Source organism: Nocardia sp. NPDC050413, assembly GCF_040655475.1.
GTDB classification, from domain to species: domain Bacteria; phylum Actinomycetota; class Actinomycetes; order Mycobacteriales; family Mycobacteriaceae; genus Nocardia; species Nocardia coubleae.
The window spans coordinates 212,810-238,379 of the sequence record NZ_JBFAJZ010000005.1 but is presented as its reverse complement, the minus strand read 5'-3'; the positions used below and the strand labels follow the sequence as shown (position 1 = coordinate 238,379).

Genomic DNA, 25,570 nt, shown 5'->3' with positions numbered 1-25,570 from the left:
CGAACCGGATGCACGCCTTGTGAGTACCGCATCCGGTTCGGTGTCCTGTTCGCCCTTTCGACGGGAGGCTCAGACCCGTCGGGCGGCATCCCGGCGCACCGCTGTGGGGGGCTCGCCGGGATGGGTCTTGGTCAGCTCTGCTCGGTGACCGGTGCGTCGACCAGCGTGCCGACGGCCGCGATGCGCGTGAGCGCGTCGGCGACGATGCCGTCGATCAGCTCGGCCACCGTCGGCAGGCTGTCGATGATTCCGGTGACCTGGCCCGCGGGCAGCACACCCGCATCGGTACGGCCCTCGACGAGACCGGCCTTGGTCAGCATCGCCGAGTTCGCGGCCATCACGACCTGCGACCAGCTGAGGTCCTTGGTCTTTCGCATGGCGAGCCCGTCGCGCATCAGCGTCGACCACTTCATTCCGGTCATGCTCTTGAACTTGGCGGCGTTGCCGAAGGCGGCCGACAGTCCGCGCCAGCCGCCCGAATGTTCCAGGCGCTCCACGAGTTCGGTGTTGAGCATGCGGTGCGGCATGCCGTCGACCTTCACCGAAACCACGGTGTCGCCCAGTCCGCGCGCCAGGTACTCCTGCTTCACGGCGTCGGGGACGGTGCTCTCCTGGGTGAGCAGGAACCGGGTCCCCATGGCCACCCCGGCGGCACCGTAAGACAGTGCCGCCGCCAGGCCGCGCCCGTCGAAGAAACCGCCCGCAGCGATGACCGGGATGTCGACGGCGTCGAGCACCGAGGGCAGCAGCAGCGTGGTGGCCACCGGTCCGGTGTGCCCGCCGCCTTCACCGCCCTGCACGATCACCGCGTCCGCACCCCACGAGGCCACCTTCACCGCGTGCTTGGCGGCACCGATCGACGGAACCACCACCACGCCCGCGTCTTTGAGCCGGGCGATCAGTTCCTTCTTCGGAGCCAGCGCGAACGAGGCGACCCGCACCTGCTCACGGATGAGCAGTTCGATGCGCTCGGGCGCATCGGTGGCGTCGGCGCGGATGTTCACACCGAACGGCTTGTCGGTGAGCGACTTCGTCTTGGCGACAGCCGCTTCCAGCTCCTCGAAGGTCATCGTCGCCGAAGCGAGAATGCCGAGCCCGCCCGCGTTCGCGGTCGCGGCGACCAGCCGCGGCCCGGCCACCCAGCCCATTCCCGTCTGCACGACGGGATGCTCGATGCCGACGAGCTCGGTCAGCGGGGTACGCAGGCGGGCGCTCATGCGGCCACTTCCTTCTCGCGGAATCCCTTGGGGTCGAGCATGGTCCGGATGAGCCGCAGCTCCTCCTCGGTGGGCAGCCGGGTTTCGCCCGCGTCGGCCAGTTCCGCGATCTCGAAGGAGGTGTTCTCGGCGACCTCCTCGGCCGTCACACCCGGGTGCAGCGACAGCGCGCGCATGGTGTGCTCGGGGCCGCCGAAATCGAAGACGCCGAGGTTGGACACCACCCGGTGCAGGTGATGGAAACGGAAGGCGGGGTTGGCCGGGTCGATCTTGTCGTAGCCGACGCCGCTCACGATATCGACCTGCTCGCAGAACACCCGCGTGTTGTGCTTGGGCACGAAGTAGCTGGTCGCGTGGTTGATCGTATTGCCGGGTGCCCCGCGCACACCGAACATCTGCCTGCGCGGCTGCTGCAACGGACCGAACGCCGAGAGGTTCTGGTTGCCGAAGCGGTCGAGCTGATTGGCGCCCATCACCACGTGCCGCTTGCCCGAGGCCACCACGTCGAACACCTTGGCGAACGGAATCCAGCCCTCCACCGGTGCTTTCGCCCCGATCGCCGGCACCTCGGCGAAGAACAGTGCCTCACCGTCGGACAGCAGCAGGTCGGGTTCGAAGGTGAGCCTGGCCAGTCGCGCGCCGATGGTGGTGATCGTCGACATCGGGCTGGCCATGATCTCGCCCGCGCCACGGAAGATCTCCGCCGCCGCGACGACGCACACCTCCGCGCGCGTGATCTGGGCGGTCGCCGGTACTGCGTTCATCGCTGCTCCTCCGCGAAAGCCTTGACGGCGGACTGGTATTCGTCTTCGTTCACGTCGAGATAGCGCGCCCTGAACTCGGCCCACGACTCGGGCGACTGCGCGGCCGCCACATAGTGCTTCTGGAACTTCTCGTCGCGTCCGTAACTGCCCGAGAAGGTGAAGTGCGCGCCACCGGGTGACTCGACGACGCCGTCGACCATCATCCGGTTGAGGATCAGCGCCTGCGACGGAACGGCTTTCACCAGTTCGTCGGTGTCGACGAGGCGGTCCACCGAGACGTAGCGCCGCTCGGCCGCCAGGCAGTAGAGGTCGTCGAAGTACGGATCGACACCGGTGTAGGCCGCGTTGCCGTGCTTGTCGCCCAGATCCAGATGCACAAGCGCCGCATCGAGATTCAACGCGGGCATGGCGATCAGTGTCTCGGTCCGGCCGTCGGCGTGCGGGTACGGCGAGACGACGGTCTTCAGCTCGCCCTCCCAGAAATCCGGTACCGCCGAACCGAGCCCGGCCCGGATCGGCAGGAACGGCAACCGGGTGGCGGCGGCCTGCAACCCGCACTTCACCATGCCCTCGTCCATCTCGCGCACCGTGATCGCACCCTCGGTGCGCGCCTTGGCGAACCACGGGTCGTAGAACGGTGCCGAGTCGAGGGAGACGAAGCCGTAGTAGGCCTTGCGCACCTTGCCCGCCGAACACAGCAGGCCGAGGTCCGGCCCGCCGTAGGTCACCACCGTCAGGTCGGTGACCGTGGAGCGAAGCAGCGCACGCACCAGCGCCATCGGCTTACGCCGCGATCCCCAACCACCGAGGCCGATCGTCATGCCGCTGCGCAGCTCGCCGACCACCTCGTCGAGCGTCATTCTCTTGTCGCGCATAGCTTTTCCTACTTCCCCTTTTTCTGCGCGGCGAGGTCGTCGTCGAAACGCGCTCTGATCTCGTCGGCCACCCCGGCCAGGTTGAGCTCCATCGTGAAGCCCTGCTCGTAGCGATAGGAGCGGTGCACGTCCTGCACGTCGATGCCGTTGAGCGCCCGCTTCGCGGCCCGGATGACCCGGCCGTCCTTGTTCGCGATGTTCTTCGCGACCTCCATGGCCGCGGCGTCGAGTTCGGCGCGCGGCACCACCTTGTACACCGACCCGTAGTGGTGCAGCTGCTGGGCGGTGAGCTTGCCCGCGGTGTAGAACATGGTCCGCATCAGGTGCTGGGGGACCAGCCGCGACAGGTGGGTCGCGGCGCCGAGCGCACCACGGTCCACCTCGGGCAGGCCGAAGGTGGCGTCGTCGGAAGCCACGATGACGTCGGAGTTGCCGACCAGGCCGATCCCGCCGCCGAGGCAGAACCCGTTGACGGCGGTGACCACCGGAACCTCGCAGTCGTACACGGCTGCGAAGGCCTCGAAGCATCCGTGATTCGCGCGGATCAGGGCGGTGTGCCCTGAGTCGGCGTTCATCTCCTTGATGTCGACGCCCGCGTTGAAGCCGCGACCTTCCGCGCGCAATACGACCACGCGGGTGCCTGGGTCTCGTCCGGCGGCGCGCACGGCGTCGGCGAGGGCGAACCAGCCGTCCGACGGCAGCGCGTTGACCGGCGGATAGTCGACCGTGACGACCTCCACCCCCTCGGTTTCGGTATGCCGGTCGATTCCCATGGCAACTGTCCTATCGGTGCGTGCCCGGGCGAACCCGAGACAAAGCAAGCAATTGCTTGGTAGGTTAACACGGTGGCGATAGAAATCGACCTTTCCGGCCAGATCGTTCTGGTGACCGGCGGAGTGCGCGGCGTGGGCGCGGGCATCACCCGCGCCTTCCTCGCGGCGGGCGCGACAGTGCTCACCTGCGCGCGCAGACCCGCCGACACCCCGATCGACGGCACCGAGCACTACTCCTGCGATGTCCGCGACGACAGCGCGGTCGCCGCCATGTTCGACGAGGTCCTCGCCGCGCACGGGCGGCTCGACCACGTCGTGAACAACGCGGGCGGGGCGCCCTTCGCCCTGGCCGACACGGCGAGCCCGCGCTTCCACACCAAGATCATCGAGCTGAATCTGCTCGCCCCCCTCGTCATCGCGCAGCAGGCGAATGCCGTGATGCAGAAACAGGATTCGGGCGGTTCGATCGTGATGGTCTCGAGCGTCAGCGGGCACCGGCCCTCGCCCGGTACCGCCGCCTACGGTGCGGCCAAGGCCGGACTGGACAACCTCACCACCTCCCTCGCCGTGGAATGGGCGCCGAAGGTCCGCCTCAATTCCGTGGTGGTCGGACCGGTGGAGACCGAACTGAGCCACCTGCACTACGGCGACGCCGACGGTGTCGCCGCCGTCGGCGCGACCATCCCGCTCGGCCGCCTCGCCGCCCCCGCCGACGTCGGCAATGCCGCCCTCTTCCTCGCCTCCCCGCTGGCCGCCTACATCAGCGGCGCGAGCCTGCTGGTGCACGGCGCGGGGGAGCGTCCCGCCTTTCTCGATGCCGCGAATACGAACCACGGATAACTAGGAGTTTCGATGGACCAGCAGTTGATCTGCGCCGACCGCACGGTGATCGTCACGGGTGCGGGTCGCGGGATCGGGCGCGCGCACGCGCTCGCCTTCGCCGCGGCAGGTGCGCGCGTCGTCGTCAACGACGTGGGCACCGCGCTCGACGGCGCACCCACCTCGGAGACACCCGCGCAGCAGGTCGTCGACGAGATCGTCGCCGCGGGTGGGCAGGCGGTCGCCAACTACGACGACGTGGCCGATTGGGACGGCGCGCGCCGGCTCGTCCGCCAGGCCGTCGACACCTTCGGTGGGCTCGACGTGCTGGTCAACAATGCCGGTTTCGTGCGCGACCGCATGCTGGTGAACCTGAGCGAGGAGGAGTGGGACGCGGTGATCCGTGTGCACCTCAAGGGCCACTTCGCCACCATGCGTCATGCTGCCGAGTACTGGCGCGGTGAGGCCAAGGCCGGTCGCGCGGTCGACGCCCGCGTCGTCAACACCAGCTCCGGCGCCGGCCTGCAGGGCAGCGTCGGCCAGGGCAATTACGGCGCGGCCAAGGCGGGCATCGCGGGGCTCACGCTCACCGCCGCGGCGGAGTTCGGGCGCTACGGCGTCACCGTCAACGCCATCGCCCCCGCGGCCCGCACCCGGATGACCGAAACGGTCTTCGCCGATACCATGGCCGCCCCCGATGCCGGCTTCGACGCCATGGACCCGGCGAACATCTCGCCGCTGGTCGTCTGGCTCGGCAGCAGCGAGTCCGCCGGGGTGACCGGGCGGATGTTCGAGGTGGAGGGCGGCAAGGTCGCGCTGGCCGAGGGCTGGCGGCACGGCATCGCGGTCGATCGCGGTGCGCGCTGGGATCCGGCCGAGCTCGGTCCGGTGGTGGCTCAGCTGATCGAGAAGGGTGCCGAACCGGAGCCGGTTTACGGTGCATAGCTAACTTCGCAAGAGGACACCGAGCAAAGCCGCCGGGCCTGCGGTTTTGCCTTGTCATAGGCGTCCAGGGGGCTGGACGGCTCTTGCGCTCTCCTGCGGGGTTCTGCGCCTGGGTTTACTATGGGCTACTGTTCGTCGATCCCGGAATGTGTCGCGACCGGGGGTAATGCTGCGCGGAATTACTTAAAGGGGATGACAGGCGCATGGCCGTTGGTCGCATGTTGCGCGTTCTTGCCGCTGCGAGTGTCTTGGCCGGCTGCGCCCTATTGGGGCCCGTCGCCGCATTCGCCGCGCCGGAAAAGCCGCCGACGCCCGCCGCGCAACCGTCCGGCAGCGGGAGCACCGGCATCGGGGGTAGCGGCGGTGAACCGGCCGAGGACCCCGCCCAGGGCAACGGCAAGCCGATCGAACTCACCCTCCCGGGTACGGGTAGCGGCAACGACCCGGCACCGGCGAATCAAGGCGATCCACCCCGGACCGGTGCGGAAGTCGCCGAAGAGACCGAGTGGACCCCGCTGAGCATCCCCGGCCAGGACACCACCGAGCTCCCGACCAAGGAAGTGGCCGGTCCGGCCTCCGGCTCCGCCGTCCTCGGCGCGGGCTCGGCCGCCGCCGGGCTGGTGCTCGGCACCGGTTCGGCGGGCCTCGGTGTGCTCCTCGGCACCGGCTCCGCGGGCCTTGGCGCCGTGCTCGCCACGGGCTCGGCAGGCGCCTTCGCGATCCTCGGCACCGGTTCCGCCGGTGCCGCCGCCGTACTCGGCACCGGTTCGGCAGGTGCGGCCGCGGTGCTCGGCACCGGGTCGGCCGCCGTCGGCTCGGCCGCGGCGGGGACGGGCTCGGCGCTGGCCGGCACCGGCTCCGCGGCCGTCGGCTCGGCCGCCGTCGGTTCCGCCGCGGTCGGTTCCGCGGGCGCTGGTTCGGCTGCGACCGGTTCGGCCGCCGTCGGCTCGGCGGCGGTCGGTTCGGCCTCGCCGCTGCTGCTTTTGCTGCTGCTGCAGACCCCGCCGACGCCGTCGCCCGCGCTGCCCGCGATCGCGATCCCACCCGCACCCGGCGCGCCGTCGATTCCAGGTGTCGCCGCGCCGAATGTGGCTGTGGCAGCACCGGCCCCGGCCGACGCGCCGCCGCCCCCGGCCGCCGCCCCCGCGCCGCCTGCCGCCGCCGCGCCCGCTCAGGCCGCCAAGCCCAACCACGAGGTCCGGCCGACCAGTGACAACAACGGTCTGCCCGAACCCGAACTGCTGTCGGTGATCGGCGGTCTGATAGCGCTCGCCCTGGCCGGAACCGGTTCGGGCGCAGTGAGTTTCCAAGGTGCCGCGGCCGCCCAGGCGCGGGTGAACGCGGCGCGTGCCGAGTTCTTCGGACCGAGGTCGTGAGGGGATCTTCGATGAGCAAGAGCAAGACCCAGTCCACCTCGCGGTCCTATCGTCGCGTCGCCGCCGCCGTCGACGCGGTGTGCGCGGTCGCCGCCGACTCCGACGCGACCACCCTCGATGAGGTGGTCGCGGCGGTCTCGCTCGAGCGGCAGCGCGAAATCGAGATCACCAGTGCGCAATTGGGCCCCGGCATCTGCGGCCAGCGGCGCTTCTACCCCGAGCGCGACATCATCGTGCTCGCCGACGCCCTGCCCAGCCGCGACCACACCCTCGCCCACGAACTCGGGCACATCGTCTTCGACCACGAGGGCGCGCCCGCGGTCGAGACGACACTCGAGGTCAGCGACGACCTCATCGCCTACATGCTCAGTCAGCGCGCCCACGCCCAGATCGTCGAGGACGGAGCCGACGACCTGGCCGAGTGGGAGGCCGAGACCTTCGCGGCCATGCTCATGACACGACTGCGCGTCTTCAACAACCGGGGCGCAGGCGTCTCGGTCCTTCGATTCGATGAGGCACTCGGATGACACTCTGGTTGACAGCCCTGCTGGTCTGGGTTGCCGCGGGTGCGCGAGTGGGACGCGTGCTCGTCAAGCCCGCGACAACGGCCCGCGTGGCCATCGTCGTCGCGGTCGCCGCCGTCGCACTCGCCTCGACCGTCGCCATCCCCGATATCGCCGTCGCCGTCGACAACCTGCTCCCGGGCGGCCTGCACAGCGGCTGGCTGTCCACGGGCATCGTCGATTCGGCGTGGATCCTGTTCACCACCGCCACGTCGGTGGTCGCCTCGGCCGCCTGGCCGGTCGTGTCGCGACGCAACCTGCGCCAGGTCGCGATGGTCGTCTACGGCATCGGCGCTCTCGCCATCGCGTTGACGTTGGCCTGGTCGTTCACCTTCGGCTGGATCGTCGTCGCGCTCGGCGCGGTGTTCATCGTCACCACCGGTCTGCGCAATCTGGACTGGACCACGCTGGGTCGCGGCATCGCGATCTACACGGCGGGAACGGCATTGGTGGCCGTGCTCGCCTTCGCCAACGCCGGCCGCGCCTTCCAGGGCGCCGAGCCGACCCCGCCCGGTCAGCCGACATGGGGCTGGCAGGCGTGGGAGATCGCGAGCCTGCTGATCTCGCTCGGCGCGGTGTCGATCGTCATCGAGCTGTGGTGGCGGGCCCGAATCCTGTTGCGGCGCATCCGCCCGCTGCACAAGCTGATGGTCGGCCGGTTCCCGGAGGTCGTCGCACCCGAGCAGAACGCCACCTCGGCGCAGCTGAAGGCCTCCGATCACGTGGCCCAGGTGATGGACGCGCTGTATCTGCTCTCGGGCAGCGGCATCGTCATCCCGGCGGCGGGTGAGCCGCCGAACTCCGTCCCCGAGCGCGCGGCTGTGGTGGCCGAGTGGGCCCGAAACCCCCTGGGGGACTTGTTCGTCGACGCGCGGTGGATCGCGCCGCCGCCCGGCGTGAGTCCACGCGGCTGGGTGCTGGCGCTGGCGAAGCGATACGAGGTGGCGGTGGCGACGGCGGGCGCACCGCAGAACGCCGCCGCGTCGAGCTGACGCAGACAACAAGAACGGGCCTGAGCTGGTGTTTCCACCGGCTCAGGCCCGTTCTTCGCGTATCCGCCTGGTTGTTCCTATTCCGTTCCGTCCGGAGGAATTTCGGGCAAGCCTTCGCTGGCCCGCAACTTCTCCGCCATGGAGGTGAGCAGATTCTGTGATTCTTCCGAGAGGTCGAATGCCCTGCTGGACAGACGACGCAGCCCGTAACCCTGCAGCTGCGCAAGCAGTTCCAGGTCGTGATCGATCTTGGCCGCGTAGATGTCGTTGAAGAAGTAGTCAGGCTTGACCTTGAAGAACTTCGCCAGGGCGGCCACCGTCTCGTCGGACGGGTTGGTTCGTTGTCCCGACCGCAGCTGCGAGAGATACGGCTTGGAGATCGGATGCCCGGAGGCAGTCAGCGCAGCCGCAACCTCTGCGTTGGTGTGCGGCTTGCGCCCCGGGGGATGCACGGTTTCGAACAGCTTGTTCAGCCGCGCCGCGAAATCAGCCATTGTGAGCCGCCCAATTCCCTTCACTGTACTAACAGTCGTTATCTCGGATACGTATCATTGATATTAGCGGCTCAGTAACTGAAAACCTACGCCTGATTCAGGATTTCTCTGCGGATTCCGACGCTCACCTGCGTACAGGGCCCGCGACGGCCGCGTTTGCGGGGTCACGTCAACGACTCTTGTGGAGCCGATGGGTGCCGGAGTTCGTGCCCGTCGCGGGGGTCTTCCACCTCGGACCCATGATAGCCCAAAGATTGCTGATGTCTCATCATCCCCCTCGCCCCTCGGATCGTGTGGCGTACGACACGTTCCGGGCGCCTGGAGATGAATGTTCAACCTGGGCGCCCGGTTTCGGTACGCCCAGTCTACAGGCGTTCGATGATCGTGCCGGTCGCGAGGGCTCCACCGGCGCACATGAGAACCATCGCGGTTCCCTTGCCGGTGCGTTCGAGCTCGTGTAATGCGGTCGTGATCAGACGAGAACCGGTGGAACCGACAGGATGCCCGATTGCGATCGCACCGCCGTTGACATTTACCCGTTCCATGTCCGGCTGATGTACAGAAGCCCACGAAAGGGCAACCGCCGCGAATGCTTCGTTGATCTCGAAAAGATCGATATCGCCGATCGCCATTCCCGAGCGTTCCAGCAGTCGCGTGCATGCCTGCACAGGTCCGTCCAGATGGAACTCCGGTTCGGCGCCGACGAGTACCTGGGTGCGGATCCGTGCGCGCGGACGCAAACCCTTTCGGCGGGCGACGGTTTCGTCCATCAGGAGCACCGCGGCCGCGCCGTCGGAAATCTGCGACGACGTACCCGCGGTGTGCAGGCCGTCGGTGACCACCGGCTTCAGCTTGGCCAGGCCATCGATCGTGCTCGCGCGCAAGCCCTCGTCGCGGGTCACCTCGGCCTTCTCGCCGGTCGGCGCGCCCTCGCTGTCGAGTACGGGCGCGACCACGGGCAGCACCTCGCGATCGAAACGGCCTTCGGCCCAGGCGGCGGCGGCCAATTGCTGTGAGCGCAGACCGAATCGGTCGAGGTCGTCGCGAGTGAGCCCGCGCCGCCGCGCGATTCGCTCGGCCGCGCCGAACTGATCGGGCAGATCGATCGACCACGACGCGGGCCTGCGCGGTCCCGCCTCGGTGCCCACATTGGCGCCGAGCGGCACCCGGCTCATCGCCTCCACGCCGCACGCCATGCCGATGTCGGCGGCCCCGGTGGCGATCAGCCCCGCGACGAGGTGGTTGGCCTGCTGTGCCGAACCGCACTGCGCGTCGATCGTCGTCGCGCCGGTCTGCCACGGCAGACCCGCGTGCAACCACGCGACGCGGGTGACGTTGTTGGACTGCTCGCCCGCCTGGGTGACGCAGCCGCCGATCACCTGCTCCACCTCGAGTGGATCGAGATCGGCCCGGTCGAGCAGTCCGCGCTGGGCCAGGCCGAGCAGTTCGGCCGCGTGCAGGCCGGAAAGCCGCCCGCGCCGCTTGCCGATCGGGGTTCGCACTGCCTCGACGATTACCGGTGTGCCCATCTGCATCTCCCTCTGAACTGCAACGTGTTCTGTTTACGTAAGCGGGGCAAAACCGCGAGGTTCTTCCGTCGTGGCATACCCTGTGCTTGAATGATTGTAGAACGTGTTTCAGTTTGTCGAAGGAGACATCTGGTGGTAGATCCGCGCAACGAAGCCACGGGTACCCTGCCGAACCTGCCCGAGGGGTTCGACGTCACCGACCCGGCCATCTACGCCGAACGTGTCCCGGCGGAGGAGTTCGCTGAGCTGCGCCGGTCGGCGCCGATCTGGTGGAACCCGCAGCCGCCCGAGGTGGGCGGCTTCCACGACGACGGGTTCTGGGTGGTCAGCAAGCACGCCGACGTCAAGGAGGTCTCGCGCCGCAGCGATGTCTTCTCGACCTACGAGAACACCGCGATCCCGCGCTTCAACGACGACATCAAGCGCGAGCAGATCGAGCTGCAGCGCTTCGTCATCCTGAACAAAGACGCCCCGGAACACACCAAGCTGCGCAAGCTGATCTCCAAGGGCTTCACCCCGCGCGCGGTGAACAGCCTGCGCGCCGAGCTGTCCTCGCGTGCGGAGAAGATCGTGAAGGCCGCGGCGGAATCGGGCGGCGGCGACTTCGTCACCCAGGTGGCCTGTGAGCTGCCGCTGCAGGCGATCGCCGAACTCATCGGCGTGCCTCAGGAAGACCGGATGAAGGTCTTCGAATGGTCCAACGACATGACCGGCTACGACGACCCCGACAATGTCGATGTCGATCCCGTCGCGGCGTCGATGGAGCTGCTCGGCTACTCGTACCAGATGGCCGAGGCGCGCAAGGCCTGTCCGGCCGACGACCTGGTCACCACCCTGATCGAGGCCGACGTCGACGGTGAGTCGCTCAGTGCGGAGGAGTTCGGCTTCTTCGTCATCGTGCTCGCGGTCGCCGGCAACGAGACCACCCGCAACGCGATCAGCCACGGCATGATCGCGTTCATGGAGAACCCCGATCAGTGGGAGCTCTTCAAGAAGGAACGCCCTGCCAGCGCGGTCGACGAGATCATCCGCTGGGCCACCCCGGTCACCTCCTTCCAGCGCACCGCGCTCGAGGACACCGAACTCGGCGGCGTGCAGATCAAGAAGGGCCAGCGCCTGGTGATGCTGTACCGCTCGGCGAACTTCGACGAGGACGTCTTCGAGAACCCCGAGAAGTTCGACATCATGCGCAAGGAGAACCCGCACCTGTCCTTCGGCGGCACCGGCGCCCACTTCTGTGTCGGCGCGAACCTGGCCCGCCTGGAGATCGAGCTGATCTTCAACGCCATCGCCGACCACCTGCCCGACATCACCAAGATCGGCGACCCCAAGCGCCTTCGCTCGGGTTGGCTCAACGGCATCAAGGAGCTCCCGGTCGACTACAAGACCAAGGGATGCCCGGTCGCGCACTGAGGCCACCAGACAAGAACAGCCCCGGACCGAAAGGCCCGGGGCTGTTGTGTTTTCGGCGTTCAGGAGGCTTTTCGGCTGGTCGCCATCGCCCGGTCGACCTCCCAGAAGGCCCGCAGGGCCGCGATCTTGCCGTCGGCGTCGACCTTGTAGGTGAACACGCCCTCGGCGTCGATGAGATAGCCGGCCATGGTGGTGCGGATCAGGCCGGTGAAGGCGATCTCGTTGCCGCAGGCGAAGGAGTCCTCGAACAGGAACTCGATCGAGTCGGTGTTGGCGATGGCCTTGTCCCAGAACGCGCCGATCGCCTCGTGGCCGCGATGCCCCACCCCTTCGGGGTCGAAACCCGACGGGCCGACGGGATCTTCGACGATGCCGTCCTCGGCGAACAACGCGATCCAGGCGGCGCGGTCCTTGGCGCGGACCGCGGCCTGCGAGGCCAGTCCCGCATCGCGCGCGTTCACGCTGTGTCTATGGGGCATGCTCGGGCGGCCTGCGTGGTCACGCTCCGCTTCCGCCTCCGGCCGCTGACCGCTCATGCCGAGGCCACGATCGGATCGGCGATGTACTTCTCGGCGAAGCGGCGCAGCGAGTCCTGTTTGGCGGCGAGTTCGCCGTCGAAGCCGATGCCGTCGAAGAGCCACGGCACCACGATGATGTCGGTGACCCCGGCGTCGGCCAGGTCCTGATAGCCGCTGCGGCCGTGGCGATCGATGCAGACCGCCTGGATCTCGAAGGGTTCGGTGTCCCTGCCGTACTCCGCCCGCAGCGTGCGCAGGGTCGCGATGGTCCCGGTGAGCTCGTCGAACTTCATCATCGCCGAGGTCCAGCCGTCGCCCACGCGGGCCGCGCGGCGCAGGGCGGGACCGGTGTGGCCGCCGATGTAGAACGGCACCCGCTCGGTGGGGGCGGGGCTCATCTGCAACGGGTCGAAGTCGAAGAACTCGCCGTGGTACTCGACCATGCCGCCGTCGAGGACGAGCTTGATGACCTCGATCATCTCGTCCACCCGTGCGCCACGCTTGGCGTAAGGCACGCCGCACCACTCGAATTCCTCGGGAGCCCAGCCGATTCCGACGCCGAAGCCGAAGCGGTTGCCCGACATGTTGGCGATCGAGCCGACCTGGCGGGCCAGCAGCAGCGGATTGCGGGAGCCCAGCTTGAGCACGTTGGTGTAGAACCGCAGGGTCGTCGTCACGGCCGACATGGACGCGGCGGCGATGAGCGGATCCACCCACGGTGTCTCCGGGCCCCAGAACCGGCTCCCGTCCGGGGTGTACGGGTAGTCGGCGCTCTGGGACTTCATGTAGAACAGCGAGTCGGGCAGGCCGATCGAGGTGAAGCCGCACTCTTCGGCCGTCTTGGCCAGCTCGGTGAGCTGGTCGAGCGGGCTCAGTGCGACACCGAGGGTGAATTTCATTCGGGACGCTCGCTTCCCACGACCCACATCGCGAAGTACTGCGACCCGCCACCGTAGGCATGGCCGAGGGCCTTACGCGCGCCCGCCACCTGGTAGTCGCCCGCCCGGCCCATCACCTGCTTGGCCGCCTCGGCGAAACGGATGAGGCCAGAGGCGCCGATCGGGTTGGACGAGAGCACCCCGCCCGACGGGTTCACCGGCAACCGGCCGCCGATCTCGGTCTCGCCCTTGTCGGTGAGTTTCCAGCCGTCGCCCTCGGCGGCGAAGCCGAGGTTCTCCAGCCACATCGGCTCGAACCAGGAGAACGGCACGTAGATCTCGGCGACGTCGATCTCCTCGAGCGGATCGGTGATGCCCGCGGCGGCCCACAGGGCGGCGGCCGCGTCCCGACCGGCCCGCGGATTCACCTGATCGCGTCCGGAGAAGGTGGTCGGTTCGGTGCGCATCGCGGTGCCGTGCACCCAGGCGACCGTCTTGCCCTGTGCCTCGACGGCGGCCGCGGCCTCGGCGTTGCCGAGCACCACCGCGCAGGCGCCGTCCGAGGACGGGCATGTCTCGTCGAATCGGATGGGGTCCCACAGCATCTGGGAGGCCAGCACCGATTCGAGGGTGATGTCGGGCTGGTGCAGGTGCGCGAGGGGATTCTTGGCACCGTTGCGCCGGTCCTTCACCGCCACCTGGGCGCCGATGTGCATCGGCGCGTTGGAGCGGCGGATGTAGGAGCGCACGTGCGGGGCGAAGTAGCCGCCCGCGCCCGCGCCGACCGGCATGGTGAACGGCACCGGAATCGACAACGCCCACATGGCATTCGACTCCGACTGCTTCTCCCACGCGATCGCGAGCACCTTGCCGTGCACACCGGCCTGCACCAGGTTGGTGGCGACGATGCCGGTCGACCCGCCGACCGACCCCGCCGTATGCACGCGCAGCAGCGGTTTGCCGATGGCGCCGAGTGCTTCGGCCAGGTACAGCTCGGGCATCATGACGCCCTCGAAGAAGTCGGGCGCCTTGCCGACCACGACCGCATCGATCTCGTCGATGGTCAGGACCGCGTCGTCGAGCGCGCGATCGATCGCCTCACGGCACATGCCCGCCATGGACACGTCCGCACGTTTTGTCACGTGATGTGTTTGACCGGTGCCGAGCACCGCTGCGGGGAAGCTCATGATTCCTCGGATTCCAGGACGGCGACCAGGTTCTGCTGCAGCGCTGGGCCGCTGGTCGCATGGGCGAGGGTCCGGTTCGCGGTGCCGGACATGATGGCCGTGGCGGCATTGCCGATCCGCTCGAGACCCGCCGCGAACATCGGGTTGGCCGCGAGCGCACCGCCGGACGGATTGATCGTGGTGTCGGGGGACAGGCCGATCGCCTCGGCCAGGATCAGTTGCTGATGGCTGAACGGTGCGTGCAGTTCGGCCACGTCGAAGTCGGTGTTGCCCCGCGTCACGGCGGCGGCCGCGCGGGTGGTGGACGGCGAGCGGGTCAGGTCGCGGACACCGAAGCCCTGGGCGTCGATATTGTGCGCCATGCCGGTGATCCAGGCCGGGCGCTCGCACAGCTCGCGTGCCCGGTCGCCGACGGCGAGCACGATCGCGGCCGCGCCGTCGGTGATCGGCGCGATGTCGTGCGCCCGCAGCGGGTCGGCGACATACGGTGCGGCGAGCAGGGATTCGATGTCACCACCGGCGACGGCGGCCATGTCCTGTTCGGTCCAACGCCCCGCGTCGAGGCCGGCGCGCGCCTGCAGGCCCGCGACCGAGACGGCATCGGGCCACAGCGGGCCGACCAGGTACGGGTCGAGTTGCCTGGTCAGCACCTGGCGCAGCGTGCCTGCCGACGACTTGCCGAAGCCGTACACGAGTGCGGTCTGCGCCTGTCCGGAGAGCAGCTTCACCCACGCCTCGTAGAGCGCCCACGCGGCGTCCATCTCCACGTGCGACTCGTTGATCGGCGGCACCGCGCCGATGGCGTCGACCGCCGAGATGAACGAGAAGGCGCGCCCGGCAAGGTAATCCGAGGAGCCCGAGCACCAGAAGTCGATGTCGGACTTGGTGATGCCGAGGTCGGCGTAGAGCTGCTGGAAGCACGGCACGAGCATCTCGACGCCGTTGGTGGTGCCGAAGGTCTCCGGCACGTGCGGTGCGTGGGCGAACCCCACCACCGCGATTTCGGGAATAGTCACGTCGCCTCTCTCAGAGGTGGTGCTGGTAGGACTCGTACGGGGCATCGGGCTCACCCGTCGGGCGGAAGTGGTCGATATTGGCCAGCGCGTGGCCCCATTCCTCGCGGGGCTTCCACACGGCCTCGACCCGCATACCCATGCGCACCTCGGACGCCTCGCACCCGAGTACCAGGTGCAGGAACGGGATATCGGCACCGTCGAGAAGCACATAGGCGGCGACGTAGGGCGGCTTGATCCGCTGGCCGAGGAACGGCACGTTCACGATGCAGAAGGTGGTCACCGTGCCCTTGTCGGGCAGTTCGACCAGGTCGTCGGTGGGGGTGCCGTCGGTCGGGTTGGCCCCACGCGGCGGGAAGTACACAGCCCCACCCGCTTCGGAGCGGCCGCCGATCAGCTTGCCCTCGGCGAGACCGCGCAGGTACACGCTCTCCTGGGGCGAGGCCGTGTGCTTGTAGCTCATGTCGACGGGTGTCACCAGCACGGTCACCGGCTCGGCGGAGTCCTCGGTGGGTGGCGCGGTCGCGCCCTCGCCGGGCTCGAAGCAGGCGATGTCGGCGATGGTGCCCGCGCGTTCCTCGGCCCAGCGCACGCGCACCCGCATACCGGTGCTCACCTGTGCGGGCTCGGTCACGTCGAGGGCGTGGAGCATGCTGGTGTCGGCACCGTCGAGCTGCACGAGCACCCAGGCGAACGGGCGGTCGAACGGCTGACCGGGTAGCGGCTCGGCCACCCACGTCCACGATCGCACCGTGCCGGTCGTCTCCACCTGCACCAGTTCGGCCAGCGGGGCCGAGGTGACGGGATCGTATTCCTGGGCGGGCACGAGCACCCGGCCGTCACTGCCGCGCACGCCGAGTATGCGGCGTTCACGCAGTCCGGTCAGGAAGGCTCCGATGATCGGTCCGACGGATCTGGTGTAGTCGAACTGCACCCGAAGGGGTGCACTCAATACTTCCACTGCGGTATTCCCCTGGGTCACGATATCGAGTAGAACAGGTTCTTATTCTGCACGCAAGGATTCGCCGGAAAGGGCGTCGGCCATGAAATTCGGACTGCAACTCGGATACTGGGGTGCGCAGCCGCCCACAAACGCGGGCGAGATGGTCGTCGCGGCCGAGGAGGCCGGGTTCGACGCGGTGTTCGCGGCCGAGTCCTGGGGGTCGGATGCCTTCACCCCACTGGCCTGGTGGGGCTCCTCCACGCGGCGCGTGCGGCTGGGCACCTCGGTGGCCCAGCTGTCGGCGCGCACCCCGGCGGCGGCCGCCATGCACGCGCTCACGCTGGATCACCTCAGCGGTGGCCGGGTCATCCTCGGGCTCGGCGTCTCCGGCCCGCAGGTGGTGGAGGGCTGGTACGGACAGCCGTTCGCGCAGCCGCTGCGGCGCACCCGCGAGTACGTCGACATCGTGCGCAAGGTGCTGGCGCGCGAGGCGCCGGTGACCTCCGACAGTCAGGCCTACGGCCTGCCCTACACCGGTCCCGACGCCACCGGCCTGGGCAAACCGCTCAAGCCGATAGTCCATCCACTGCGCGCCGACCTGCCGATCTGGCTCGGTGCCGAAGGGCCGAAGAACATCGCGCAGACCGCCGAGATCGCCGACGGCTGGCTTGCGATCTACTACGCCCCGCGCCTGGCGGGCATGTACAACGAGTGGCTCGACGAGGGCTTCGCGCGGCCGGGCGCACGGCGTTCACGTGCGGATTTCGAGATCGCGGCCAGCGCCCAGGTGGTGGTCACCGACGATCCGGCCGCCGAGATCGAGCGGATGCGCTGGGTCACCTCGCTTTACATCGGCGGCATGGGCGCACCCGAGCTGAACTTCCACGCCCAGGTCTACAAGCGGATGGGCTACGACAAGGAGGTCGACGAGATCTCGGCGCTGTTCCGGGCCGGGCGCAAGGCCGAAGCCGCCGCCGCGGTGCCCGACGAGCTCATCACCGACACCGCGATCTTCGGCGACGAGGCGCACGTCCGCACCCGATTGCGGGAATGGGAGGACGCCGGCGTGACCATGATGCTGATCTCGGTTTCCGATGCCGAACAACTTCGTCGGCTCCAACCCCTTGTTACGCGGTAGAACACGTTCTAAATTCGTAGGGGTGAGCAGTCAGCAGACAACGGAAATCCTCGGACTGTGGAATATCGCCGCGGCCGAACCCGAGCGGGTCGCCGTCGTCGACCCGGACGGCCGGGAGATCACCTATCGAGAATTGGCCACCCTCGCCAACCGGTACGCCAACGGGCTACGCGGGATCGGATTGCGAACCGGAGACGTCGTTGTCAGCATGCTGCACAACGGCGTCGAGGCGATCGCCGCGTACTTCGCCGCCTACCAGTGCGGTTTCTACATCGTCGCGGTCAACTGGCATCTGACCGCGCCCGAGATCGCCTACATCCTCCAGGACAGTGAAGCCTCGGCCTTCCTGGCCAGCGAACGGTTCGCCGCCACCGCCGCCGCGGCCGCCGACGAGGCCGGACTCCCCGCCGACGCGCGGTTCGCCGTGGGCACCATCGAGGGCTTCCGGCCCGTGTCGTGGCTCGGCGCGGCCGATACCGGCAGGCCGGACGAGCGCTCGGTCGGCGCACCGATGCTCTACACCTCCGGAACCACCGGGCGCCCCAAGGGCGTTCGCCGCCCGCTGACCGGCGCCGATCCCGACGAGGTCCCCGCACCGAACAAGGCGTTCTTCAGCCTCTTCGGGCTGGCGCCCTACGACGACCACGTGCACATCTGCGGTTCGCCGCTCTATCACACCGCCGTACTGAACTTCTCGACCATCTCGATCCAGTTGGGGCACAAGCTCGTTCTGATGGACCGATGGGACGCGCAGGACATGCTCGCCCTCATCGAACGGCACCGGGTGACCCACTCGCACATGGTGCCGACCCAGTTCCACCGCCTGCTCGCCCTGCCCGAAGAGGTACGCGCCCGCTACGACGTGTCGTCGCTGCGCAGCATGGTGCACGGCGCCGCGCCGTGCCCGCCGCAGACCAAGCGACAGATGCTGGAGTGGTGGGGTCCGGTCGTCACCGAGTACTACGCCGCCACCGAGGGCGGCGGCACGGTGATCTCCGGGACCGAATGGCTGGCCAAGCCCGGATCGGTCGGCAAGGCCTGGCCGTGGTCGGTCATCAAGATCCTCGACGAGACCGACGGCACCGAACTGCCGCCGGGCAAAGAGGGCCTGGTCTACATGAAGATGGGCGCCTCGAGCTTCGAGTACCACCACGCCAAGGAGAAGACCGAGGAGTCGCGCGTCGGTGATCTGTTCACCGTCGGCGACATCGGTTACCTCGACGAGGACGGTTATCTGTTCCTCTGCGATCGGCGCTCGGACCTGATTCTCTCCGGTGGCGTGAACATCTACCCGGCCGAGATCGAAGGCGTGCTGATGAGTCACCCGAAGGTCGCCGACGTGGCGGTTCTCGGTGTGCCCGACCCGGATTGGGGTCAGCAGGTGAAGGCGTTCGTGCAGCCGGTCGACGGTGTCGCGGGCGACGACGAACTCACCACCGACCTGCTCGCGTTCGCGGCCGGTCAGCTCGCCAAGTACAAGCTGCCCCGCACGGTGGAATACCGTGCGGAGCTGCCACGCGACCCCAACGGCAAGCTGTACAAGCGTCGGCTGCTCTGAAAGAGCCTGCCGCTCAGGCGGCTTCGCGCCACTCGGGCGGCAGGCCGAACAGCGGGAACAGGCGCTGGGTGTCGAGGAAGAAGTTGAGGCCGGCGATGGTGTCGCCCTCGAGTTCGAGCACCGTGATCGACCACGGCACCCAGACGCCGGGCTCCTCGCTCGGCTTGTAATGGCCGAACGCGGGCAGGCCGTTGGCGCCCTCCAGCGGAACCATCCGCGAATCGCGGCAGGCACTTCCGGTGCCGAGCATGAACGCCGCCACGTTCTCCGGGCCGGAGATCCAGAGGTCGAAGGGCGGCATCGACAGCGCCACATCGGCTTTCAGCAAGGTGGTGAGCGCGTCCATGTCGTAGGCCTCGAAGGCCTTCACGAAATCGTCGACGAGCTTGCGCTGATCGGGGTCGGTGTCGTCGAAGCCGTCGGTGACGGTCGGCTGTACCTTCGACATCGTCGAGCGGGCGCGTTGCAGCGCGCTGTTCACCGACGCGGGCGACATCATCAGCGCCTCGGCGGTCTCGCTCGCCGAGAAGCGCAGCACCTCACGCATGATCAGGATCGCGCGCTGGGTGGCGGGCAGATGCTGACACGCGGCCACGAACGCCAGGCGCAAGGTGTCCTTGGTCGAGGCGTGCTCGGCCGGGTCGGCGCCGAAGGCGAGCGCGTTAGGGATCGGCTCGATCCACACATAATCCGGCTGCGGCATCGGCAGCGGCGAATCCGGGCGGCCCGGCCCGTTCAGGTCCATCGGTCTGGCTCGGCTCTGCGGGCGATCGAGCATGTCGAGACAGATGTTGGTGGCGATCTTGTAGAGCCACGAGCGAAGGCTCGCCCGGCCCTCGAAGGAATCGTAGGAGCGCCAGGCGCGCGTGAACGTCTCCTGCACCGCGTCCTCGGCCTCGAAGGAGGAGCCGAGCATGCGGTAGGCGTACGCGCACAACTCGCGCCGGTGGGTTTCGAATTCGGCGAGGACCTCGGGGTCCGGTCCGGTGGTTGCGGTTGTGGCGTCCGTCATGGTTTCACGATGCCACAGGGGTCCGACAGCCGACAGAGGACGAATCGGACTATCGAGATTTCGCGAATTTTCCGGTTCGGCGATGAATCCCCACGCGTCACAGCGTCTACATGAACGAGACCGCAACGACGCTCCGAAAGGCTGAAAACCATGAGCAGCAAGATGATCTTCATCAACCTCCCCGTCGCCGACCTCGACCGCTCCAAGGGGTTCTACGAGGCGCTCGGGTGGAAGGTCAACGAGGACTTCACCGACCAGAACGCGGCCTGCATCGTCGTCGACGACAACATCTGCCTCATGCTGCTGACCAAGGACTTCTTCACGACGTTCAGCAAGCGTCCCATCGCCGATACCGGCAGCCAGGTCGCCGCGGCCTACGCGCTGTCGCTCGGTAGCGCCGAGGAGGTCGACGCCCTGACCGACGCCGCCGTCGCCGCGGGTGCTCGCGAGGAAGTCAACGACGACAAGCGCGCCGAAGAGGCACAGGTAGGCATGCACGGCCGCACCTTCATCGACCCGGACGGCCACCAGTGGGAGCCGTTCTTCATGAACTACCCCGGGGCCTGAGCCGACAAGAGGCGCCGGACACACCACCCGGCGCCTTGGAAGGCCACTGAGGCGGAGGCGCGCCGATCCGACGAGCTTCAACTACTCTCATCCGTGATCGAGAAACGGGGTGGGAGTACAACGTGACTGACTCACAGGGAGAACCTTCGGCGAGCCTCTTCGTTGTTCCAGCGGAAGTCGGTCAGGTCGGTCAGTATCTGACCGACCTGGTGCAGCTGTTCGAATCCTCACTCGAAACCGCTGTGCGGGAAATCGATGAGATGGGCAAGACGTGGACCGGAACCGCTGCGGAGAACTTTGCCGAAAGATGGGCGCTGGTCTACGACCGGAGCCCGGAACTGCTCGGTTCACTGACCGGCCTGGCAAACTCTCTGAATGTTGTCGCTACGACTTTCACGCAACAAGACGGCACCGGCGCCGACCATATCAGTTCGCTTGATCTGGACTGAAGAATGAGTAGCAGCAGGTTTACCGTTGATGTTGATCACCTAGAGCAGGTTTCGACAAAGCTGATTGGGCTCGCGGGCTTTCTTGGTGAGCAGTTGGACGTCTACGACGCCAAGATGGCGACGCTGCGATCCGGCAGTTGGAGCGGAGCGGCGGCAGACGCATTCGAGGCCGCGCAAGCCCAATGGGTGAGCGCTGCCACGGAGTTCGTCGCGGGCGTCCAGGATGCTGGTGAAGAAATCGGCCGCCGCCGGGCCGGCTTCTTGAGAGTGCAAGCCATGAACATCAGAATGTCAAGAGTCTGATGGGGTGGGAGATCGAGGCCGTTGATTACAGGAATGCCGCTTCTGCATGCCATAGAATAGCTTCCAAGATATTCGTTCAGCAGGGAAATCTTCATCGAGTTCTCACTTCCTCGTGTGTAGGGATGGCGGGTGACCACCATTTCACGACCGCGTGGACTTCCGCGTACGAAGACGCGAGCTCATCGTGGATTGCGACGATGACAGTAATGGTCGAAGCGCTGAATCACTACGGCGATATCCTCCTGGCAACGGCATATAATTGGGACGTAATCAACCAGACCCTCCCGTATCCTGATCGTCCGGCTCCGACTCCCTCGATTGGCAATCCCTACGTCGCTACGCATGTAGCGAAGGGTGCAAACGGTGATGGCATACAGGTCAACGGAGTAGGGATGTCCAAGGTCGAGTCGATTCCGAACGGAGACACAGGCAAACTTCTGCTGGCCAGGTATGACGGATGGTCGAACAGTGGACTGCATGGTGATGTGACAACAGCTCCCGACGAGATCGTCGCGATGTCGCGCACCTTCGAGTACTCCACGGAGGAAAGCGTCAACCACGTAAGGGATCGCCTGAAGACGTTGGAGCTGGCGGCAAGAGACATAGTAAACGCCGCCAAGATCGTCCATGCCGCTGTCGAAAGCTACCATGAAAAGCTCCAGTCGCTGCGTACGACTATCAAGGGAAATCTGGAGTCGAACGGCAGTTACAGAGTACTGGTTCTAGACACTTATGTACTGGTCGAGTGCTCGGCACCAATTTTTGGTGATGACCTCGAGGCAATGGTATATGCCCGTGGAGTCCAGTGAGTTTCACCAGGTTGTAAGTAGTAGGCCGTTTCTCGGTCTCCCTGATCTAGCTGTTCATTCAGTGCGTCTCAAGGAGATAATCTCCCTGCCGATCGTTCTGGAAGGTGAGACCTCGGATACTGGGGATGACTCGGGTGGCGCCAATTCTGTGCCTCCGCCTGTGTTGACAAATGTATCCGAAGAGTATGTCCGCAGAAAGCATTACCCTGGAGGTTCGGAAAACACAAGCGATAAAGGTACCTTCAATGCAGCCGAAGATCCGTATGCGCTTGTAGACGCCGCTAAGAATTCACCACCAATTCCTCAGGGTGATGGAACGTATCGGCGTGAGGTGGTCGTATTCGACCGCTTTGTTGGTAACGCCTCCATCAGTGAGGGCGGTGGTGTGCCGACGAGGAAGTATGTGGTAATTCAAGACCGATTCGGTACAGTCCGTACTATGTATCCTGTTAAAGAAGGGTGACTGGAAGTGGGTCTCGGAATCGCGATACAGGATATGAACCACAAGGTTGAGCAGCGCTTTACCGATGATGCGGAAAACACGCTGTATTTCCTCTGCGCTGCACAGCCTAAAACGTGTTTGCTTCGCGGGATCGACCGGTATGCCGACACGATGTTCAACAGGTGGCAGCTGATGATAATCCTCGAGCAGCTCGAGGAGATCGACGTTGAAACGCCAGCGCAACGGCAGGCGCTCGAGCAACTTCGTCGTCTGGCCGAGGTCGCTATCCGCGAGAACGGCTACCTGATGTTCATCGGAGACTGAGCGGACAGGCCGACCCGAAGGGCGCCGGGCACATGCCCCGGCGCCCTGTGGCGTGTCAGGAGCCGGTGAAGTTCGGCTTGCGCTTCTCGGCGAAGGCTCGGGGGCCTTCCTTGGCGTCGGCCGATTTGAAGACCTCGATGCCGATCTTCGCCTCGATGGGGAACGCCTCGTTCTCCGGCATGGCCTCGGTCTCGCGCAGGGTGCGCAGCATCGCCTGGACGGCGAGTGGGCCGTTGTCGGCGATCTGGCCTGCCAGGGCGAGGGCCTTGTCGAGGGCGGTGCCGTCGGGGACCACGTGGCCGATCAGGCCGATCTCCTTGGCCTCGGTGGCGGTGATGTGCCGACCGGTCAGCAGCAGGTCGGCGGCCACGGTGTAGGGGATCTGGCGGGCCAGGCGCACGGCGGAACCGCCGAGCGGGAACAGCCCCCAGCGGGCCTCGGAGACGCCGAACTTGGCGCTTTCCCCGGCCACGCGCAGGTCGGTGCCCTGCAGGATCTCGGTGCCCCCGGCAATGGCCGGGCCTTCGACCGCGGCGATGAGCGGCTTGCTCAGCCGCCGTCCCTTCAGCAGGGCCGGGAGGTAGGCCGGGTCCCAGCCGCCGCCTGCGGCGGTGTCGCCCGGATGCGACGAACTCATCGCCTTCAGGTCCATCCCCGCGCAGAACGCGCCGCCCGCGCCGGTCAGGACCGCGACGCGGATATCGGGATCGCTGTCGACCTGGTCCCAGGCGTCGCGCATGATCGCCATCATCTCGCCGGACAGGGCGTTACGCGCCTCCGGACGGTTCATGGTGACGATGAGGACGTGGTCTCGCTTCTCGACCAGACAGTGGGCCATTTCGATGTCTCCTGACGTTAAGCCTTGTCAGAAACAGTAACACGTTCTATTTTTGTCTTTGTGAGCTACAACATAGCCGATCTCGTCGAACACGCCGTCGACCTGATGTCCGACCGGATCGTGCTGGTTGGCGAGCATCGTGAGTCGACCTACGCCGAACTGGAGGAGCGGGCCAACAAACTTGCCCACTACCTGATGGAACAGGGTGTGCGTCCCGGCGACAAAGTCGGAATCTACAGCCGGAACACCGTGGAGGCCGTCGAAGCGATGGTCGCCGTCTTCAAGGCGCGGGCGGTGATGATCAACGTCAACTTCCGCTACGTCGAGAACGAGTTACTACACATCTTCGACAACTCGGACATGGTCGCCCTGATCCACGAGCGCCGCTACACCGACCGGGTGGCCGCGGTGCGCGACAAGGTGCCCGCCCTGAAGACGGTGGTCGTCGTCGACGACGGCACCGACACCCCGACCGCACCGGGAACGGTGGAATACGAGGCGGCCCTCGCCGATTCGTCCGGCGAGCGCGACTTCGGCGAACGCTCGCCCGACGACATCTACATGCTCTACACCGGCGGAACCACCGGCCTGCCCAAGGGCGTCATGTGGCGCCAGGAGGACGTCTGGCGGGTGCTCGGCGCGGGCATCAACTTCGTGACCGGCGAATACGTCAAGGACGAGTGGGAGCTGGCCAAGGTCGGCGCCGCCAATCCGCCGATGGTGCGCTACCCGATCCCGCCGATGATCCACGGCGGCTCGCAGTGGGCCACCTTCCACAGCCTGTTCGGTGGCGGCAAGGCTGTGATGATCCCGGAGTTCAGCGGGCACGGTGTCTGGCAGGCCGTCGACAAGCACGGCGTGAACCTGCTCTTCATGACCGGTGACGCGATGGCGCGCCCGATGCTCGACGCGCTCGCCGAGGGCAACCCGGAAACCGGTGAGCCCTACGACCTCTCGACGCTGTACGTGCTCGCCAGCACCGCCGCGCTGTTCTCGCCCTCGCTCAAGGACAAGTTCCTCGAGGTGCTGCCCAACCGGATGATCTCCGACTCCATCGGTTCCTCGGAGACGGGCTTCGGCGGTCTGGCGCTGGTAACCAAGGGCGCCACCCACACCGGTGGTCCGCGGGTGAAGATCGACGCGGCCACCCAGGTGCTCGACGAGGACGGCAAGCCGGTGGAGCCCGGTTCCGGCGTCGTCGGCATGCTCGCGCGCAGCGGCCACATCCCGCTCGGCTACTACAAGGACGAGGCGAAGTCGGCCGCGACCTTCAAGGAGTACAACGGGATTCGCTACGCCATCCCCGGCGACTACGCGCGCGTCGAGGAGGACGGCACCGTCACCATGCTCGGCCGCGGTTCGGTGAGTATCAACAGCGGTGGCGAGAAGATCTACCCCGAAGAGGTGGAGGGCGCGCTCAAGGCCCACCCCGAGATCTTCGACGCGCTCGTCGTGGGTGTGGAGGACGAGCGGTGGGGTCAGCGGGTGTGTGCCGTTGTCCAGTGTCGCGGTGACAAGCGCCCCACCCTCACCGAGCTGAGGCCGCTGCTCACCCAGGAGATCGCCTCCTACAAGCAGCCACGCAGTCTGTGGTTCGTCGACGAGATCAAGCGCTCACCCGCCGGTAAGCCCGATTACCGCTGGGCCAAGGAACAGACCGGCGCCCGTCCCGCCGATGAGCACGCCGACGCAGGCGCCTCCTGAGGTGACACCATCGAATCGGCCCGCCCAGCATCTCGCTGAGCGGGCCGATTCGCGTCTACCGGGCCTTCGCCACCGCTGGACATGTGATCCCCACGCTCTGGTGGCGGTGGCCTCTCGGGCTTTGCCG

General features: G+C 67.0%; 28 protein-coding genes. 15 read left to right on the top strand and 13 right to left on the bottom strand.

Annotation, left to right across the window (positions count from 1 at the left end; genetic code table 11):
- Positions 1 to 131: 131 nt before the first annotated feature.
- The 4 genes from AB0I19_RS15645 to AB0I19_RS15630 are packed head-to-tail and all read right to left on the bottom strand — an operon-like array spanning position 132 to position 3,629.
- Positions 132 to 1,217, bottom strand: coding sequence for a nitronate monooxygenase (locus AB0I19_RS15645; RefSeq protein ID WP_357149065.1), 1,086 nt, complete (start codon positions 1,215 to 1,217; stop codon positions 132 to 134).
- Positions 1,214 to 1,981, bottom strand: a complete 768-nt coding sequence (locus AB0I19_RS15640; RefSeq protein WP_357149062.1) for a CoA-transferase — start codon at positions 1,979 to 1,981, stop codon at positions 1,214 to 1,216. Before AB0I19_RS15640 ends, AB0I19_RS15645 begins: the two co-directional genes overlap by 4 nt.
- Positions 1,978 to 2,856, bottom strand: coding sequence for a CoA-transferase (locus tag AB0I19_RS15635; RefSeq protein ID WP_357149059.1), 879 nt, complete (start codon positions 2,854 to 2,856; stop codon positions 1,978 to 1,980). The genes AB0I19_RS15640 and AB0I19_RS15635 overlap by 4 nt, the downstream gene beginning before the upstream one ends.
- An 8-nt stretch (positions 2,857 to 2,864) precedes the next feature.
- Positions 2,865 to 3,629 carry an enoyl-CoA hydratase family protein gene (locus AB0I19_RS15630; protein WP_357149056.1) on the bottom strand — a complete coding sequence of 255 codons (765 nt, stop codon included), beginning with the start codon at positions 3,627 to 3,629 and terminating at the stop codon, positions 2,865 to 2,867.
- Positions 3,630 to 3,707: 78 nt separating this feature from the next.
- Here AB0I19_RS15630 and AB0I19_RS15625 point away from each other — a divergent pair, with 78 nt between their 5' ends.
- From AB0I19_RS15625 to AB0I19_RS15605, 5 genes are all read left to right on the top strand, one after another.
- A complete protein-coding gene (locus tag AB0I19_RS15625; RefSeq protein ID WP_357149394.1) occupies positions 3,708 to 4,469 on the top strand; it encodes an SDR family oxidoreductase in 762 nt (253 codons plus the stop codon).
- A gap of 12 nt (positions 4,470 to 4,481) precedes the next feature.
- Positions 4,482 to 5,393, top strand: a complete 912-nt coding sequence (locus AB0I19_RS15620) for an SDR family oxidoreductase (RefSeq protein WP_357149053.1) — start codon at positions 4,482 to 4,484, stop codon at positions 5,391 to 5,393.
- Positions 5,394 to 5,596: 203 nt separating this feature from the next.
- The gene (locus AB0I19_RS15615; RefSeq protein WP_357149050.1) at positions 5,597 to 6,769 is read left to right on the top strand and encodes a hypothetical protein; all 1,173 of its coding nucleotides are present in this window, start codon (positions 5,597 to 5,599) and stop codon (positions 6,767 to 6,769) included.
- 11 nt (positions 6,770 to 6,780) lie between these two features.
- On the top strand, positions 6,781 to 7,296 hold the full coding sequence (locus AB0I19_RS15610) for an ImmA/IrrE family metallo-endopeptidase (RefSeq protein WP_357149047.1): 516 nt from the start codon (positions 6,781 to 6,783) through the stop codon (positions 7,294 to 7,296).
- Positions 7,293 to 8,324 carry a hypothetical protein gene (locus AB0I19_RS15605; RefSeq protein WP_357149044.1) on the top strand — a complete coding sequence of 344 codons (1,032 nt, stop codon included), beginning with the start codon at positions 7,293 to 7,295 and terminating at the stop codon, positions 8,322 to 8,324. The genes AB0I19_RS15610 and AB0I19_RS15605 overlap by 4 nt, the downstream gene beginning before the upstream one ends.
- A 77-nt stretch (positions 8,325 to 8,401) precedes the next feature.
- On the opposite strand, the gene AB0I19_RS15600 is transcribed toward AB0I19_RS15605, so the two are convergent.
- Both AB0I19_RS15600 and AB0I19_RS15595 read right to left on the bottom strand, forming a co-directional pair.
- Positions 8,402 to 8,818, bottom strand: coding sequence for a helix-turn-helix domain-containing protein (locus AB0I19_RS15600; RefSeq protein WP_019044759.1), 417 nt, complete (start codon positions 8,816 to 8,818; stop codon positions 8,402 to 8,404).
- Between the two features lie 365 nt (positions 8,819 to 9,183).
- A complete protein-coding gene (locus AB0I19_RS15595) occupies positions 9,184 to 10,347 on the bottom strand; it encodes a steroid 3-ketoacyl-CoA thiolase (RefSeq protein WP_357149041.1) in 1,164 nt (387 codons plus the stop codon).
- A gap of 132 nt (positions 10,348 to 10,479) precedes the next feature.
- On the opposite strand from AB0I19_RS15595, the gene AB0I19_RS15590 reads away from it, so the two are divergent.
- On the top strand, positions 10,480 to 11,760 hold the full coding sequence (locus AB0I19_RS15590; RefSeq protein ID WP_357149037.1) for a cytochrome P450: 1,281 nt from the start codon (positions 10,480 to 10,482) through the stop codon (positions 11,758 to 11,760).
- Positions 11,761 to 11,819: 59 nt separating this feature from the next.
- Here the strand turns inward: AB0I19_RS15590 and AB0I19_RS15585 are convergent, their stop codons facing one another.
- From AB0I19_RS15585 to AB0I19_RS15565, 5 genes are all read right to left on the bottom strand, one after another.
- Positions 11,820 to 12,221, bottom strand: coding sequence for a nuclear transport factor 2 family protein (locus AB0I19_RS15585; RefSeq protein WP_067492266.1), 402 nt, complete (start codon positions 12,219 to 12,221; stop codon positions 11,820 to 11,822).
- A gap of 71 nt (positions 12,222 to 12,292) precedes the next feature.
- On the bottom strand, positions 12,293 to 13,177 hold the full coding sequence (locus AB0I19_RS15580) for a TIGR03619 family F420-dependent LLM class oxidoreductase (protein WP_357149034.1): 885 nt from the start codon (positions 13,175 to 13,177) through the stop codon (positions 12,293 to 12,295).
- Positions 13,174 to 14,343, bottom strand: coding sequence for a thiolase domain-containing protein (locus AB0I19_RS15575; protein ID WP_357149031.1), 1,170 nt, complete (start codon positions 14,341 to 14,343; stop codon positions 13,174 to 13,176). The genes AB0I19_RS15580 and AB0I19_RS15575 overlap by 4 nt, the downstream gene beginning before the upstream one ends.
- Positions 14,340 to 15,353, bottom strand: coding sequence for a thiolase domain-containing protein (locus AB0I19_RS15570; protein ID WP_357149391.1), 1,014 nt, complete (start codon positions 15,351 to 15,353; stop codon positions 14,340 to 14,342). The genes AB0I19_RS15575 and AB0I19_RS15570 overlap by 4 nt, the downstream gene beginning before the upstream one ends.
- A gap of 16 nt (positions 15,354 to 15,369) precedes the next feature.
- Positions 15,370 to 16,338, bottom strand: coding sequence for an OB-fold domain-containing protein (locus AB0I19_RS15565; protein ID WP_357149029.1), 969 nt, complete (start codon positions 16,336 to 16,338; stop codon positions 15,370 to 15,372).
- 61 nt (positions 16,339 to 16,399) lie between these two features.
- Here AB0I19_RS15565 and AB0I19_RS15560 point away from each other — a divergent pair, with 61 nt between their 5' ends.
- Together AB0I19_RS15560 and AB0I19_RS15555 are read left to right on the top strand one after the other, a co-directional pair.
- The gene (locus AB0I19_RS15560; RefSeq protein ID WP_357149026.1) at positions 16,400 to 17,437 is read left to right on the top strand and encodes an LLM class F420-dependent oxidoreductase; all 1,038 of its coding nucleotides are present in this window, start codon (positions 16,400 to 16,402) and stop codon (positions 17,435 to 17,437) included.
- A gap of 22 nt (positions 17,438 to 17,459) precedes the next feature.
- Positions 17,460 to 18,995 (top strand): acyl-CoA synthetase, encoded by a 1,536-nt coding sequence (locus AB0I19_RS15555; protein ID WP_357149023.1) that lies wholly within the window; start codon positions 17,460 to 17,462, stop codon positions 18,993 to 18,995.
- A gap of 13 nt (positions 18,996 to 19,008) precedes the next feature.
- Here AB0I19_RS15555 and AB0I19_RS15550 read toward each other — a convergent pair whose 3' ends face one another.
- Positions 19,009 to 20,007: a sigma-70 family RNA polymerase sigma factor gene (locus AB0I19_RS15550; protein WP_067640693.1), complete on the bottom strand. Its 999-nt coding sequence runs from the start codon at positions 20,005 to 20,007 to the stop codon at positions 19,009 to 19,011.
- A 150-nt stretch (positions 20,008 to 20,157) separates the two neighbouring features.
- Between AB0I19_RS15550 and AB0I19_RS15545 the strand changes: the two genes are divergently transcribed.
- The 6 genes from AB0I19_RS15545 (at position 20,158) to AB0I19_RS15520 (ending at position 22,901) form a co-directional block, all read left to right on the top strand.
- On the top strand, positions 20,158 to 20,574 hold the full coding sequence (locus AB0I19_RS15545; protein ID WP_067492273.1) for a VOC family protein: 417 nt from the start codon (positions 20,158 to 20,160) through the stop codon (positions 20,572 to 20,574).
- Positions 20,575 to 20,696: 122 nt separating this feature from the next.
- The gene (locus AB0I19_RS15540; protein WP_357149020.1) at positions 20,697 to 21,023 is read left to right on the top strand and encodes a WXG100 family type VII secretion target; all 327 of its coding nucleotides are present in this window, start codon (positions 20,697 to 20,699) and stop codon (positions 21,021 to 21,023) included.
- 3 nt (positions 21,024 to 21,026) lie between these two features.
- Positions 21,027 to 21,326: a WXG100 family type VII secretion target gene (locus AB0I19_RS15535; protein ID WP_357149017.1), complete on the top strand. Its 300-nt coding sequence runs from the start codon at positions 21,027 to 21,029 to the stop codon at positions 21,324 to 21,326.
- A complete protein-coding gene (locus AB0I19_RS15530) occupies positions 21,326 to 22,135 on the top strand; it encodes a hypothetical protein (RefSeq protein WP_357149015.1) in 810 nt (269 codons plus the stop codon). The genes AB0I19_RS15535 and AB0I19_RS15530 overlap by 1 nt, the downstream gene beginning before the upstream one ends.
- A 61-nt stretch (positions 22,136 to 22,196) precedes the next feature.
- The gene (locus AB0I19_RS15525; protein ID WP_357149012.1) at positions 22,197 to 22,598 is read left to right on the top strand and encodes a hypothetical protein; all 402 of its coding nucleotides are present in this window, start codon (positions 22,197 to 22,199) and stop codon (positions 22,596 to 22,598) included.
- Between the two features lie 6 nt (positions 22,599 to 22,604).
- Entirely contained in the window at positions 22,605 to 22,901 is a 297-nt protein-coding gene (locus AB0I19_RS15520) for a hypothetical protein (protein ID WP_357149009.1), read from the top strand.
- Between the two features lie 55 nt (positions 22,902 to 22,956).
- Here AB0I19_RS15520 and AB0I19_RS15515 read toward each other — a convergent pair whose 3' ends face one another.
- Positions 22,957 to 23,739, bottom strand: coding sequence for a crotonase/enoyl-CoA hydratase family protein (locus tag AB0I19_RS15515; RefSeq protein WP_067492274.1), 783 nt, complete (start codon positions 23,737 to 23,739; stop codon positions 22,957 to 22,959).
- Positions 23,740 to 23,799: 60 nt separating this feature from the next.
- On the opposite strand from AB0I19_RS15515, the gene AB0I19_RS15510 reads away from it, so the two are divergent.
- A complete protein-coding gene (locus tag AB0I19_RS15510; protein WP_357149006.1) occupies positions 23,800 to 25,443 on the top strand; it encodes an acyl-CoA synthetase in 1,644 nt (547 codons plus the stop codon).
- The last annotated feature ends 127 nt before the right edge of the window (positions 25,444 to 25,570 follow it).